Source organism: Serratia sp. CY74737, assembly GCF_052166775.1.
GTDB classification, from domain to species: Bacteria; Pseudomonadota; Gammaproteobacteria; order Enterobacterales; family Enterobacteriaceae; genus Serratia; species Serratia ureilytica.
In genome coordinates this window covers 409,194-422,518 of record NZ_JBJNOF010000002.1, presented here as the reverse complement: position 1 = coordinate 422,518, position 13,325 = coordinate 409,194, and the positions used below count along the sequence as shown (strand labels likewise).

The 13,325-nt window shown below is 58.7% G+C and carries 13 protein-coding genes; 7 read left to right on the top strand and 6 right to left on the bottom strand.

The genetic code is table 11. The features are described from left to right. Positions 1-30: 30 nt before the first annotated feature. The 5 genes from ACJ8PE_RS04000 to cmoB all read left to right on the top strand — a co-directional run bounded on the left by ACJ8PE_RS04000 (position 31) and on the right by cmoB (position 3,789). Positions 31-609 carry a hydrolase gene (locus tag ACJ8PE_RS04000; protein WP_404768856.1) on the top strand — a complete coding sequence of 193 codons (579 nt, stop codon included), beginning with the start codon at positions 31-33 and terminating at the stop codon, positions 607-609. Between the two features lie 52 nt (positions 610-661). Next, positions 662-1,477: a DUF72 domain-containing protein gene (locus tag ACJ8PE_RS03995; protein WP_197793549.1), complete on the top strand. Its 816-nt coding sequence runs from the start codon at positions 662-664 to the stop codon at positions 1,475-1,477. Positions 1,478-1,579: 102 nt separating this feature from the next. Continuing rightward, positions 1,580-1,975: an MAPEG family protein gene (locus ACJ8PE_RS03990; protein ID WP_004932387.1), complete on the top strand. Its 396-nt coding sequence runs from the start codon at positions 1,580-1,582 to the stop codon at positions 1,973-1,975. A 102-nt stretch (positions 1,976-2,077) separates the two neighbouring features. Next, on the top strand, positions 2,078-2,821 hold the full coding sequence (cmoA, locus tag ACJ8PE_RS03985) for a carboxy-S-adenosyl-L-methionine synthase CmoA (protein ID WP_197759750.1): 744 nt from the start codon (positions 2,078-2,080) through the stop codon (positions 2,819-2,821). After that, the gene (gene cmoB / locus ACJ8PE_RS03980) at positions 2,818-3,789 is read left to right on the top strand and encodes a tRNA 5-methoxyuridine(34)/uridine 5-oxyacetic acid(34) synthase CmoB (RefSeq protein WP_108680912.1); all 972 of its coding nucleotides are present in this window, start codon (positions 2,818-2,820) and stop codon (positions 3,787-3,789) included. Before cmoA ends, cmoB begins: the two co-directional genes overlap by 4 nt. Before the next feature lie 36 nt (positions 3,790-3,825). Here the strand turns inward: cmoB and ACJ8PE_RS03975 are convergent, their stop codons facing one another. The 3 genes from ACJ8PE_RS03975 to cutC form a co-directional block, all read right to left on the bottom strand. Then, positions 3,826-5,676, bottom strand: a complete 1,851-nt coding sequence (locus ACJ8PE_RS03975) for an FKBP-type peptidyl-prolyl cis-trans isomerase N-terminal domain-containing protein (RefSeq protein WP_197793528.1) — start codon at positions 5,674-5,676, stop codon at positions 3,826-3,828. After that, the gene (locus ACJ8PE_RS03970) at positions 5,673-6,077 is read right to left on the bottom strand and encodes a hypothetical protein (protein WP_033643360.1); all 405 of its coding nucleotides are present in this window, start codon (positions 6,075-6,077) and stop codon (positions 5,673-5,675) included. Before ACJ8PE_RS03970 ends, ACJ8PE_RS03975 begins: the two co-directional genes overlap by 4 nt. Before the next feature lie 431 nt (positions 6,078-6,508). Further along, positions 6,509-7,267 carry a copper homeostasis protein CutC gene (gene cutC, locus ACJ8PE_RS03965; protein WP_033643362.1) on the bottom strand — a complete coding sequence of 253 codons (759 nt, stop codon included), beginning with the start codon at positions 7,265-7,267 and terminating at the stop codon, positions 6,509-6,511. 101 nt (positions 7,268-7,368) lie between these two features. Here cutC and ACJ8PE_RS03960 point away from each other — a divergent pair, with 101 nt between their 5' ends. Then, a complete protein-coding gene (locus ACJ8PE_RS03960) occupies positions 7,369-8,517 on the top strand; it encodes a MalY/PatB family protein (RefSeq protein ID WP_197793530.1) in 1,149 nt (382 codons plus the stop codon). Here ACJ8PE_RS03960 and ACJ8PE_RS03955 read toward each other — a convergent pair. Both ACJ8PE_RS03955 and ACJ8PE_RS03950 read right to left on the bottom strand, forming a co-directional pair. Then, positions 8,514-9,080, bottom strand: a complete 567-nt coding sequence (locus ACJ8PE_RS03955; protein WP_197759747.1) for a VOC family protein — start codon at positions 9,078-9,080, stop codon at positions 8,514-8,516. The two genes, ACJ8PE_RS03960 and ACJ8PE_RS03955, sit on opposite strands and share 4 nt — an antisense overlap. Before the next feature lie 475 nt (positions 9,081-9,555). Continuing rightward, complete coding sequence (locus tag ACJ8PE_RS03950; RefSeq protein ID WP_197759746.1) at positions 9,556-9,714, bottom strand: hypothetical protein; 159 nt, start codon at positions 9,712-9,714, stop codon at positions 9,556-9,558. Between the two features lie 200 nt (positions 9,715-9,914). Here ACJ8PE_RS03950 and argS point away from each other — a divergent pair, with 200 nt between their 5' ends. Next, positions 9,915-11,645 carry an arginine--tRNA ligase gene (gene argS / locus ACJ8PE_RS03945; protein WP_033650942.1) on the top strand — a complete coding sequence of 577 codons (1,731 nt, stop codon included), beginning with the start codon at positions 9,915-9,917 and terminating at the stop codon, positions 11,643-11,645. A 63-nt stretch (positions 11,646-11,708) separates the two neighbouring features. On the opposite strand, the gene murJ is transcribed toward argS, so the two are convergent. Then, on the bottom strand, positions 11,709-13,244 hold the full coding sequence (gene murJ, locus ACJ8PE_RS03940; RefSeq protein ID WP_033643367.1) for a murein biosynthesis integral membrane protein MurJ: 1,536 nt from the start codon (positions 13,242-13,244) through the stop codon (positions 11,709-11,711). Positions 13,245-13,325: the final 81 nt, after the last annotated feature.

Genomic DNA, 13,325 nt, shown 5'->3' with positions numbered 1-13,325 from the left:
TTTTATCCACTTCGCAACGAGATGAAATCCATGCTGAAACTTGACGCCCAAACCACCGCTCTGGTGCTGATCGATTTGCAAAACGGCATTCTGCCCTACGCCGGCGGCCCGCACGGCGCCGACCAGGTGGTGGCGAACGCCGCCCTGCTGGCCGCGCGTTTTCGCATGCTGGGCGCGCCGGTGCTGTTGGTGCGCGTCGGTTGGTCAGACTCCTTCGCCGAGGCGCTGAAACAACCGGTGGATAAACCGGCTCCCGCGCCCGCCGGCGGTTTGCCGGCCACCTGGTGGGAGTTCCCCACGCCGCTGGCGGTCTGCGACAGCGATATTCTGATCACCAAGCGCCAATGGGGCGCCTTCTACGGCACCGATCTGGACTTGCAGCTGCGCCGTCGCGGCATCAAATCCGTAGTCTTGGGCGGCATATCCACCAATATCGGCGTGGAATCCACCGCCCGCGCCGCCTGGGAACACGGCTATGAGCTGGTGATCGCCGAAGACATCTGCAGCGCGCAGAACGCGGAAATGCACCGTTTCGCGTTCGAACACATCTTCCCGCGTTTGGCGCGGGTGCGCGACACCGGCGAAATTCTTGCCGCGCTCGACAGGTAACGTTAAGTTGTAGCCTGATAAGCCAAGCACAAGTAAAGGAAGACGAGCCGTGATCTACATCGGACTGCCACAGTGGCAACATGCAGCCTGGAACCGTATCGGGCTGCACGACTTGGCGGATTACAGCCGCTACTTCAACTGCGTGGAGGGCAACACCACCTTCTATGCGCTGCCGAAGCTGGAAATCGTGCAGCGCTGGCGCGACATGACCGGCGACGATTTTCGCTTTTGCTTCAAATTCCCGTCGGACATCAGCCATAAGGCCGCCCTGCGCAACTGCGCCGCCGAGCTGCAGGCGTTTTACCACTGCCTGAGCCCGGTGCATCAACGCATCGGGCAATTGTGGCTGCAGTTGCCCGCCGCCTTCGGCCCCGATGAGCTGCCGCGCATGTGGCAGTTCTTCGAAAGCCTGCCGCAGGAGTTCACTTACGGCGTCGAAGTGCGTCATCTGGCATTTTTCGCCAAAGGCGAGGAAGAGCGCGCGTTGAATCAGGGGCTGCATCAGCGCGGCATCAATCGGGTGATCCTCGACAGCCGCCCGGTGCATCACGCCGCCCCTAATACCGCCGCCGTGCGCGATGCCCAGCAGAAAAAACCGAAGCTGCCGGTGCACGCGTTAGTCACCGCCGACCAACCGCTGGTGCGCTTTATCGGCGGCGACCAATTGGCCGACAACCTGCGCTGGTTCGAAGCCTGGCAGCAAAAACTGCCGCTGTGGCAGCAACAGCATCAACCGTATCTGTTTATTCATACGCCGGACAACGGCGATTCGCCCCAGCAAGCACAAAAAATTTGGCAGCAGCTGCGCCGGGCGATCCCCGATTTGCCTGCGCCGCCGGACTGGCCAGAGCAAGATGCACTGTTTTGACCTATTAATCTGACCAATAACATCAAATATTTCCCCGCGACAGTGAATACAATGACGGCTATGATGCTGGCTGCCAGTTTTGGTTAGGGAACGGAGTTAAAAATGGTAAGCGCGCTTTATGTGGTGCTCGGCGCATTGTTGTTGATCAAACTCTCTTATGACGTTGTCAGATTAAGGATGCAGTACCGCGTAGCCTACGGCGACGGCGGTTTTTACGAATTGCAGACCGCCATCCGCGTGCATGGCAACGCCGTTGAATACATTCCTATCGCTGCTGTATTGCTGGTGATTATGGAAATGAACGGCGCGGAAATCTGGATGATCCACCTTTGCGGCCTGATGCTGATGGCCGGGCGACTGGTGCATTACTACGGTTTGCGCAACCGCGAGGTTCGCTGGCGTCGTTCGGGCATGGCCGCGACCTACATCTCTTTGTTGTTGATGGTTCTGGCAAATATCTTCTATCTGCCCTGGGATCTGATTTTCAGCCTGCATTGATCCCGTTTTATCATCAGGCGGCCGCGCCGCCTGCTTCCGCTCCGCTTTTTTACGCTTTTCTGTTAGACTACGCAGCTTCGAATTCTGAACTGATTTGCCGCTATGCCAAACCGCGATACTCTTTTCTCCGCCCCCATCGCCAAACTGGGCGACTGGACCTTCGACGAACGCGTCGCCGAAGTGTTTCCCGACATGATCCAACGCTCCGTTCCCGGCTATTCCAACATCATCTCGATGATCGGCATGCTGGCCGAACGTTTTGTGCAACCCGACAGCCGGGTGTATGACCTGGGCTGCTCGCTGGGCGCGGCGACGCTGTCGATGCGGCGGAATATCAGGGTGCCCGGCTGCACTATCGTCGCCGTCGACAATTCGCCGGCGATGGTGGAACGTTGCCGCCGCCATATCGACGCCTTCCGCGCCGACACGCCGGTCGACGTCATCGAAGCCGATATTCGCGACATCGACATCGAAGACGCCTCGATGGTGGTGCTGAACTTTACGCTGCAGTTCCTCGAACCTGCCGATCGCCTGCGCCTGCTGGAAAAAATTTATCGTGGCCTGCGCCCGGGCGGCGCACTGGTGCTGTCGGAAAAGTTCAGCTTTGAAGACGCCGAAGTCGGCGAGCTGCTGTTCAACATGCACCACGATTTCAAGCGCGCCAACGGGTACAGCGAGCTGGAGATCAGCCAAAAACGCAGCATGCTGGAAAACGTGATGCTGACCGACTCGGTGGAAGCGCACAAGGCGCGTCTGCAACAGGCCGGATTCAAGCATGCCGAAGTGTGGTTCCAGTGCTTCAACTTCGGTTCATTGATCGCTCTGAAAGCGGGGGATGCGCAATGATCGAGTTTGGTGACTTCTATCAGCGCATTGCCAAGAGCCCCCTCAGCCACTGGCTGGATACGCTGCCCGCTCAGCTGAGCGCCTGGCAGCGCGAATCGCTGCACGGCAAATTCAAGCAGTGGTTCAACTCGGTAGAGCATTTGCCGACGCTGACACCCACCCGTCTCGATCTGCTGCACGGCGTGCGCGCCGAGATGGAGCCGGGGCTGTCGCCGGGCCAGCTTGAAGGCATCGAGAAAATGCTGCGCACCCTGATGCCGTGGCGCAAAGGGCCCTTCTCGCTGTATGGCATCGATATCGATACCGAATGGCATTCCGACTGGAAATGGGATCGCGTACTGCCGCACATTTCTCCGCTGGCCGGCCGCACCATTCTCGACGTCGGCTGTGGCAGCGGCTATCACCTGTGGCGCATGATTGGCGCCGGCGCACACTTCGCCGTGGGTATCGATCCGATGCAGCTGTTCCTGTGCCAGTTTGAAGCCGTGCGCAAACTGTTGGGCGGCGATCAGCGCGCCCATCTGCTGCCGCTCGGCATCGAGCAGTTGCCGGATCTGGCGGCGTTCGACACCGTGTTCTCGATGGGGGTGCTGTATCATCGCCGCTCGCCGCTCGATCATCTCCATCAGTTGAAGAATCAGCTGGTGGCTGAAGGTGAGCTGGTGCTGGAAACGCTGGTGGTGGAAGGCGACCGTCACCAGGTGCTGGTGCCGGGCGATCGTTATGCGCAGATGCGCAACGTGTATTTCATCCCTTCCGCCGAAGCGCTGAAATGCTGGCTGGAGAAGTGCGGCTTTGTCGACGTGAAGATCGCCGATATGTGCGTCACCAGCCTCGAAGAGCAGCGACGCACTGACTGGATGACCAGCGAATCGTTGGCCGAATTCCTCGATCCGAACGATCGCAGCAAAACGGTCGAAGGCTATCCGGCGCCGCTGCGCGCCGTGCTGATCGCCAAAAAGCCCTAGCGCACGCTAATCGGGCCGGCCTGCGCCGGCCCGCCTTCACCCGTTACTGACATCGACAATCCGCAGTTCATAAACCATCGTCGCGTTTGGCGGGATCTGCGGCGCATAGCCAGTTTCACCGTACGCCAACGCCGGCGGCACCACCATCGTCAGCGAGCCGTGATTTTTCAGATGGCCGATAGCCTCGCGGAACAACGGCGGATAGGCGGAGAGCGGCTGGGACATCACCTTCCCACTGCGATCCATATCCTGAATCACGCGACCGTCGGTTAAACTTTCTTTCACCACGATATCCACCCGCGCGTTTTCCGTAATGGCCTCATCACCCGCATAATCGATGCGATACCAGAAACCGGAAGGCGACTTCTGCGTGCCCTTCTTCTTTTGGAACTCGGCGACGAACGCCTCACCTTTGCTGGCCTGCATCTTCGCAGCCTGGTTTCTGGCGTCGTTCACCGCTTTTTCCGACTCCGCCAGTGCGCTGGTCAACTGCGCATCGCTCAACTGGTAATGGCCGTTGAAGGTATCGATCACGCCTGCCAGCAGCACGGTTTTGTCGGGCGTGATACCCCAATTTTTACGTTCCGCCAGCATCGTTTGAATATCGCGCCCCAAAGCAACACCGGCGGCATAGCTCTGTTGCTCCGGCTTTTTCTTCAGCGCTTGCCTATCCGGCAGCCATTTGGCCCGCGATCTCAGCCCGTCCAGTTCCTCACGCAAGGCTTGCTGCGCCTGATGCGCGGCCGCCAGCTCCGTCGCCGTTTTATCCGCCTGTTGCGCCGCTTTATCCCGTTGCTGCGCAGCCTGCGCGCTTTCCGCCGTCAGCGCCGCCAGACGCTGTTCCAGCGCCTTAGCCTGCTCGGTTTGCGTCTTGTTTTTTTCCTGCAGCTGCGCCAACTGCCGCTGAAGCTCGCCCGTCGCTTTGGCGGCCTCGGCCTTTTGCTGCTCCAGCGCCATCTTCAGTTTTTTCTCTTGCTGCTCGGCCTGCTGGCGTTGGTCATCACGCTCTTTTTGCAGCGCTGCCAGCTGCTGCTGAAGTTCCCCCGTCGTTTTGGCGGCCTCGGCCTTTTGCTGCTCGAGCGCCATCTTCAGGTTTTTCTCTTGCTGCCCACCCTGCTGGCGTTGGCTCTCCTGCTCTTTTTGCAACTGCGTCAGTTGTTGTTGCAGTACGCCGAGCGCTTTGGCGGCTTCGGCCTTCTGCTGTTCCAGTTCAGCGGCGGCCGCTTTTTGGTCCTGTTCATAACGCTGGCGCGCTTTATCATTGGCAGCTTGCGCCGCCGCCAGTTTCTCCTGCCAAACCTGTTGCTGCGCGTTATCAGACTGTTTTGGCAACGCCGCCAACCGTTGCTCCAGCAAGGCGATGTGTCGATCCCGCTCCTCGGTTTGCTGCTTTTGCCGCGCTAACGCCGCTTGCGCCTCGGCGATTTGCGCCTGAGCCTTACGCTCCTGCGGCGTCAGGTTCAGCGCCTGCCGCACGCCGCTGGCAAAGTCGCTCAACGCGCTCAGATCGGGCGCCGGAGCCGGTTTATCGGCAGCCGCCAGGGAAGACGCGACGCGCAACGCGGTCAGCTCCTGCTGCAGAGATTGAATGGAAGCCTGCTGTTGCTCCAGTCGGGCATCTTTCTCGCGCAGCGCCTTTTGCCACTGCGCCAGCTGCTGCTTCTGCGCCGTCGCCTCACGCGTTTGAACCCGGCGGGATGCCGACTTCTGGGGGGCCTGGGGTTGCGTGACGGCGGCATCAGCCTCCGCTGCCGGTGCATCCTGCCGCTGGTAGCGCTCGGCAAACTGCAATAACGCCGGCACATCGCCATCCGCAGCGGCCACCGCCGGCGCAAACACCAACGGTATCATCAGGCTCAGTAACGCCTTTCTCGCACGCGGGGTCATTGGGTGCGCTCTCCACGCTCAGCCAGACCGGTCATCATGGCAGAACTGATGTCTGCGCACAGACGGCTGGTGCGATAACGATACAGGGCGTCAACGGTTTCCTGCGTCCCCGTGTTGACCCGCTGACGCACCCCGGCATACTGCGCGGCGCCGCCCATCAAAGCATCGAATTCGCGTTTGAATTTTTGGTATTTTTCGTTATCCATGCCGCGCATGGCATCCAGCTCGCGCTGGCACTGCTGCATGCGTTCGGCCTCACGTTGCCGTTTGTCTTGCTCCGCAATTTCTTCTGCGCTGGGGGGCTTACTTAAGGTAGAAACAGGCCGTTTGGTGGTCTGGCAGCCGGTCAGGGCCAAGGTCAGCAAAAGCGCAGCGGTCAAACAGTGTGCCGTTCGGGTCATTATCGTTATCTCCTTGTAAAGTCCGCCGTCGACGTGCTCTGTGGCTGCGCCGACGGCTCTCCTCATTGGTGCTGTGATGTTCCGGCCATAAAAACCGGCGGTGAACAGGTATAAAATGCAGACGCGATAATGAGCGGCAGAGCGCAAATCATTCACCACGCCAATACATACCAAAAAATCATTTAATATTATGATATTTAAAGGATTTTAACTCACAAACTTATCAGCAGGGCATGAAGAGCGCAAGAGAAGAGATGGCGCCTGACCGACCGATAAACAGCGCAGGAACGGGCGCGGTGTCTTAACAAGGCATAAAAAAAGCCCCGGCAAAACGCCGGGGCCTGGTACTTGCGTGATCGCCGAAGGCTCAGCGACACGCAAAGGGGTCTTACGGCCCGGAAACCGGTTATCAAACGCGGTTAGCTGCGTGTTTATGCGCTTTGCGCCAAGGGGTCAACCAAGGCCAGCGCGTTTTTCATCGCCTCCACCATTTCGCCATCCACGCAATAATGGCTAAATTCGTCAAACTCGTTATCGGAACACATGGTGACCCCCGCCTTGCGATAACGCATGGTCGATGGCACCAGATGGCCGGAAGAGCTGTGCAATTCATGCAGGCCGATATCGACAAACTTGTGCAAATTGCTCAGACGCACGCCGGCGCCCGCCATGATCACCGGGCCCTGGCTGGCCTGACGCAAATCACGCAACAGCGGCAGGCCCAGTTCGGCGCTCTGCTGTTGACCGGAAGTCAGAATGCGCGCCACGCCCAGGTCGGTTAGTTGCTCCAGCGCCACCATCGGGTTTTGACACATGTCGAATGCGCGATGGAACGTGACAGCCATCCCCTCGCACAACGTCATTACCTCGCGCATCCGCGGCAGATCGATATGCCCTTCTTCGTCCAGCATGCCGACGACCACGCCGGGGAATCCCAACTCGCGGATCTGGCGGATATCCTGCTTGATCACCTCGAAATCCACCGCGCCATAACAGAAATCGCCACCGCGAGGGCGTACGATCGGATGAACCGGAATCGAAACCCGTTCCCGCGCCAAACGCAGCGTGCCATAACTCGGCGTCAATCCGCCCTCGCTCTGGCTGGCGCATAACTCGATACGATCGGCGCCCGCCCGTTCGGCCGTTAGCGCGCAGTCGACGCTAAAGCAACAAACTTCCAGTTTTATCATTGTCACCCCCAGATAACGGCCAACATACGGCGGCAATTGTTCATTTCTTCATTTCTCACGTAGGCTCATGCTTAGGCATAAACCGGCTCAGGGTTGTAACTATGGCATTCAATTTTGATCAATGGGTAGACCGCAGTCACAGTGACAGCGTTAAGTGGGATAAATATCGCGACCGCGACATCATTCCGCTGTGGGTCGCCGACAGCGACTTCGCCTCCCCGCCGGCGGTCATCGACGCCTTGCAGCGGCGCGTGGCGCACGGCGTGTTCGGCTACACGCACCCATCCCCCGATCTTCTTGAGGTTTTTACCCGCCGCATGGTAGAGCGCTACAGCTGGCACATCAAGCCTGAATGGATCCTTTTCCTGCCCGGCCTGGTGTGCGGCTTGAACCTGTGCGTGCGCGCCTTCACCGAAGACCATCAGAGCACGCTCGCGCCCAGCCCCATTTATCCGCCATTTCGCAAAGCGGCCAAATTCGCCGGGCGCAAGCACCTCTCGGTACCGCTGGCGGCAACAGGCCAACGTTGGGTGCTGGATTTTTCCGCGCTGCATGGGCAGTTCAGCGGCAATGAGAAGCTCCTGCTGCTGTGCAACCCGCAAAATCCCGGTGGCACCGTTTATCGTCGAGAAGAGCTGTCGCAGCACCATCAGTTCGCCCGCGAGCACGATTTAATCGTCTGTTCGGATGAAATCCACTGCGAATTGCTGCTTGAACCCGGCGCACGGCATATTCCTTTCGCCACCCTGAGCGAAGACGCGGCCCAGCGCAGCGTAACGCTGATGTCGCCGTCAAAGGCGTTTAATCTCGCCGGGCTGGGCGCCTCGATGGCGATCGTCCCTAATGAGGCGCTGCGACAAAAGCTGAAACGCGCGCGCAGCGGCATCGTGCCGGAGGTCAATCTGCTGGCGCTGGTCGCCGCCCAAGCGGCCTATCAATACGGGCAACCCTGGCTGGACGAGCAGTTGATTTATCTGCGCGCCAATCGCGATAGGGTGACAGAGCGCATCAACGCCATGCCGGGATTGAAGTTGTTGCCGATTGAAGCCACCTATTTGGCCTGGATCGACTGCGGCGCATTGCCGGTAGACAATCCGCATCAGTTCTTCGAGCGTGCGGGCGTTGGATTAAGCGCCGGTTTGGATTTCGGCGATCGGCGCTTTGTACGACTGAACTTCGGTTGCCGGCGGGCTCTGCTCGATGAAGCGCTCGATCGCATGGCGCGGGCCTGCGCCACGCTGTTCGACTAGCCTTGCTCGCTGGCGACAATGTCCCGAATGGAGTAAGGATGAAACTTGATCGTGACCGTTCCATCGGTGATGGCCAGCGTCGGGTTCGGCAACCGCTCGCCCTCGCCTTTTGGCGAGCTTTGCTTCAGTTTGATCCCCGGCGCCAGCAACGCTTCATCAGCGAGATGGCTCAACGCGCGGGCGTGCAACGTCTGCGGATCGCCGCTCAGCACTAGCTCGACATGTTCCCACCCTTCATGCGGATACCGTTTCTCCCCGGGATACGGCAGCTCGACGCAATCTATCCGCCACGGCCCCACGGCCAGCGGCTGCTGTAAATCAAACAGACAGATAGGCCGCCCGTTGATCATCGATTCGGACAACAGTGTCCCGCACTGCATCAATCCCTGGCGCCAGCGTTCGGCGGTAGCGTTCTGGTGACAGCGCAAGGAAATGTGATCGGCGGTAAACGAGGACAGGTCAAGCTGCAATCTGGCGGCGAATTGTTGCAACGCCTGCTCGAAACGCGGCAGGTCGAGCTTCAGATCGTCAAGCTCGGCAATGGCCTGCAAGGGATTGGTCATAGAAACCTCAAAACAACGAGCGCAAAGTTAAACGCCGTAATTTACACGGTGGCGACGGCGCTCGCCAGAGTGGCGAGATTTTTCAGCGGCAGTACAGCAGAACTTTCGGTTCTGGATGGAGGACGAAAAATCCAGCGCTTATTAAGATGGCAGCTTATTAATTCGGCAATTAAATAAAAAATAGGATTTTTCGCAGGCCATTATATCATTTCCTTATGACAGTAAGATTTAAGTTATTTTGCACAAAGCCCTCCGCCACCTGCGGGCTAAATCGATTGATTTTTTTCGCTTAATCAAACCTCGCCCACTTATATAAGTCACACAAAACCACAAGCTTAACCAATTGTAAAAAAAGAGAATGCCGTACAAAAAATGATGAAAAAGTAAGGATTATCTTAATTTAATGCCGGGCAATTGATTCACCCACTCAACTCGGCTACTTTGGAGGAAATTTAAATTAGAGATGATCATTATGTTATTGCTGACGATATCCTTGGTGTTGATAATTATCGCCGTATACGCCATCTACCGTCATTTTAAATCTCGCAGCACCAATACGCTGGACTCCGGTCGCCGCAATAAAAAACGCTAGCCCCTCATTTTTTCCACCGTATATCTCCTCTCGGTTGTCCATCTTTTACCCCCACGGCAATAACGCGTGCCTCCGCAACTGTTTCATCGCTGCGGTCGCGCCAACTGCTGACGGGCTCCCTCAGATCGGTTACAATTGCAGGCTGTTTTGTGGAGGTCGCCGCCGCCCGCGCGCCGTTGGCCACCACCGTTGAATCCCTCGGGGGCTGGTTTCGGCCCCTCGTTCGTCATTAAGGTAACCCGGTGAATATTCAGGTTCTTCTTTCAGATAAAGTCAGCCAGGCGCTGATCGCCGCTGGCGCGCCAGCGGATTGCGAAGCGCAGGTCCGCCCATCCGCCAAGGCGCAGTTTGGTGATTACCAGGCCAACGGCGTGATGTCAGTCGCCAAAAAGCTGGGCATGCCGCCCCGTCAGCTGGCGGAAAAAGTGGTGCAACTGCTGGATCTCGGCGACGTCGCCAGTAAAGTGGAAATCGCCGGCCCCGGCTTTATCAATATCTTCCTGAACAGCGACTGGGTCGCCCGCCAGGCCGACCAGGTGCTGAACGCACCGAAATTGGGCATTGCGCCGGTTGAACCGCAAACCATCGTTATCGACTATTCTGCGCCGAACGTGGCGAAAGAAATGCACGTCGGCCACCTGCGCTCCACCATCATCGGCGACGCCGCAGCGCGTACTCAGGAATTTCTGGGCCATAAAGTGATCCGCGCCAACCACGTCGGCGACTGGGGCACCCAGTTCGGCATGCTGATTGCCTACCTGGAAAAAATGCAGAATGAAAACGCCAGCGATATGGGCTTGTCCGATCTCGAGCAGTTCTACCGCGAAGCCAAGAAGCATTACGATGAAGACGCCGAGTTCGCCGAGCGCGCACGCGCTTACGTCGTGAAGCTGCAGGGCGGCGATCAATACTGCCTGAAAATGTGGCGCAAGCTGGTCGACATCACCATGGCGCAAAACCAGCTGACCTATAACCGCCTGAACGTCACGCTGACCGAAGACGACGTGATGGGCGAAAGCCTGTATAACGCGATGCTGCCGGGCATCGTCGCCGATCTGAAAGCCAAAGGGCTGGCGGTGGAAAGCGAAGGCGCTACCGTGGTGTTCCTCGACGAATACCAGAACAAGGACGGCGACCCGATGGGCGTCATCATCCAGAAAAAGGATGGCGGCTACCTCTACACCACCACCGATATCGCCTGCGCCAAGTATCGCTACGAGACCCTGGGTGCCAATCGCGTGCTGTATTACATCGATTCCCGCCAGCATCAGCACCTGATGCAGGCCTGGACCATCGTGCGCAAGGCCGGTTACGTGCCGGAGTCCGTCTCGCTGGAACATCACATGTTCGGCATGATGCTGGGCAAAGACGGCAAGCCGTTCAAAACCCGCTCAGGCGGCACCGTGAAGCTCTCCGATCTGCTGGATGAAGCCATCGAACGCGCCGAGCAGCTGATCGCCGGCAAAAACCCGGACATGCCGGAAGACGAAATGAAGACCATCGCTCGCGTGGTCGGTATCGGCGCGGTGAAATACGCCGATCTGTCGAAAAGCCGCACCACCGACTATGTTTTCGACTGGGATAACATGCTGGCCTTCGAAGGCAATACCGCGCCTTACATGCAATACGCCTATACCCGTGTGGCATCGGTATTCAAACGCGCCGGGATCGACGAAAGCAGCCTGACGCTGCCGCTGACCCTGACCGAAGAGCGTGAAATTGCGCTGGCCACTCGCCTGCTGCAGTTCGAAGAGGTGCTCACCGCCGTCGCGCGTGAAGGCACGCCGCACGTCATGTGCAGCTACCTGTACGATCTGGCCGGCTTGTTCTCCGGCTTCTACGAGCACTGCCAGATCCTCAACGCCGACAGCGAAGAAGCCCGTCAGAGCCGCCTGAAGCTGGCGCTGCTGACCGCCAAAACGCTGAAAACCGGCCTGGATACGCTGGGCATCGAAACCGTCGAGCGCATGTAAACCGCGCCGCGCAGAAAAGCAAAAAGGTCGCCGTGGCGACCTTTTTTTATGCTTTCACTCGGCTCAGACGACCCGGCGCGCGAAATCACGCGGGCGGAAACCCAACCCGGCCAGCACGCCGAAGTAGGCTACCACACCGGCCACCACCACCGCCGCCAAGCGCAGCAAACGCTCCAGCATGTTGCCCTGATCCCAGGCCGGCATCAGCCACATCAAGCCAATCAGCACAGCCGACATCACCAGCACGGCAATCACCAGCTTGGTGAGGAACAGCGCCCAACCCGGCTGTGGCTGGAAGATTTTCTGCTTGCGCAGCTGCCAATACAGCAGCGCGGCGTTCAGGCAGGCCGCCAAACCGATCGACAGCGCCAGGCCGGCATGCTTCAGCGGACCGATAAACGCCAGGTTCATCACCTGCGTCATGATCAGCGTAATGATGGCGATCTTGACCGGCGTTTTGATGTCCTGACGCGAATAAAAGCCCGGCGCCAGCACCTTAACCACGATCAGCCCCATCAGCCCCACCGAGTAAGCCACCAGCGCGCGTTGCGTCATCGCCGCGTCAAAGGCGCTGAACTTGCCGTACTGGAACAGCGAGACGGTCAACGGTTTGGCCAAAATACCCAGCGCAATGGCGCTCGGCAGCGCCAGCAGAAAGCACAGGCGCAGCCCCCAATCCATCAGGCGCGAATACTCGTCGTGGTTGCCGCTCGAGAAGCTTTTGGCCAGCGACGGTAGCAGGATGGTGCCCAATGCCACGCCCAGCACGCCGGAAGGAAACTCCATCAGGCGGTCGGCATAGTACATCCAGGACACCGAGCCGGACACCAGGAACGATGCGAAGATCGTGTTGATGATCAGCGAGATCTGGCTGACCGACACCCCAAGGATCGCCGGCCCCATCTGGCGCATCACCCGCCAGACCCCGGCGTCACCCAATTTGATGCGCGGCAGCACCAGCATGCCGATCTTGCGCAGGTGCGGCAGCTGATAGCCCAGTTGCAGCACGCCGCCGACCACCACCGCCCACGCCAGCGCCAGCACCGGCGGGTGGAAATACGGCGCGGCGAACAGCGCGAAGCCGATCATGCTGACGTTAAGCAGCGTTGGCGCAAAGGCCGGGATCGAGAAACGGTTCCAGGTATTGAGGATCGCCCCCACCAGCGAGGCCAGCGAAATCAATAGAATATAGGGGAAGGTAATGCGCAGCAGCGCCGACGTCAGCGCAAACTTGTCGGGCGTATCGGTAAAGCCCGGCGCAGTGATATAGATCACCCAGGGTGCGGCCAGCATCCCCAGCACCGTCACCACCGCCAGCACCAACGTCAACAGCCCGGAGACATAGGCGATAAAGGTGCGCGTCGCTTCCTCGCCCTGCTGGCTCTTATATTCCGCCAGGATCGGCACGAAAGCCTGCGAAAATGCGCCTTCGGCAAAGATACGACGCAGCAGGTTAGGAAGTTTGAACGCCACGAAGAAGGCGTCCGTTGCCATGCCGGCCCCGAACACGCGCGCGACGATCGCATCGCGGGCAAAGCCCAACACCCGCGAAAACATCGTCATCGAGCTGACGGCAGCCAAGGATTTGAGTAGGTTCATGTGGTTGTCTGATAGGTACCGTAAATATCAACGCCTGCAACAGCAGGCGTCAGTGAAACAATCGGCTCAGTTTACGCATCC

Coding starts and splice junctions, on each gene's coding strand:
- ACJ8PE_RS04000 (WP_404768856.1), top strand. CDS start 31: ATGCTGAAACTTGACGCCCAAACCACCGCTCTGGTGCTGATCGATTTG.
- ACJ8PE_RS03990 (WP_004932387.1), top strand. CDS start 1,580: ATGGTAAGCGCGCTTTATGTGGTGCTCGGCGCATTGTTGTTGATCAAA.
- cmoA (WP_197759750.1), top strand. CDS start 2,078: ATGCCAAACCGCGATACTCTTTTCTCCGCCCCCATCGCCAAACTGGGC.
- cmoB (WP_108680912.1), top strand. CDS start 2,818: ATGATCGAGTTTGGTGACTTCTATCAGCGCATTGCCAAGAGCCCCCTC.
- ACJ8PE_RS03975 (WP_197793528.1), bottom strand. CDS start 5,676: ATGACCCCGCGTGCGAGAAAGGCGTTACTGAGCCTGATGATACCGTTG.
- ACJ8PE_RS03970 (WP_033643360.1), bottom strand. CDS start 6,077: ATGACCCGAACGGCACACTGTTTGACCGCTGCGCTTTTGCTGACCTTG.
- cutC (WP_033643362.1), bottom strand. CDS start 7,267: ATGATAAAACTGGAAGTTTGTTGCTTTAGCGTCGACTGCGCGCTAACG.
- ACJ8PE_RS03960 (WP_197793530.1), top strand. CDS start 7,369: ATGGCATTCAATTTTGATCAATGGGTAGACCGCAGTCACAGTGACAGC.
- ACJ8PE_RS03955 (WP_197759747.1), bottom strand. CDS start 9,080: ATGACCAATCCCTTGCAGGCCATTGCCGAGCTTGACGATCTGAAGCTC.
- ACJ8PE_RS03950 (WP_197759746.1), bottom strand. CDS start 9,714: ATGGACAACCGAGAGGAGATATACGGTGGAAAAAATGAGGGGCTAGCG.
- murJ (WP_033643367.1), bottom strand. CDS start 13,244: ATGAACCTACTCAAATCCTTGGCTGCCGTCAGCTCGATGACGATGTTT.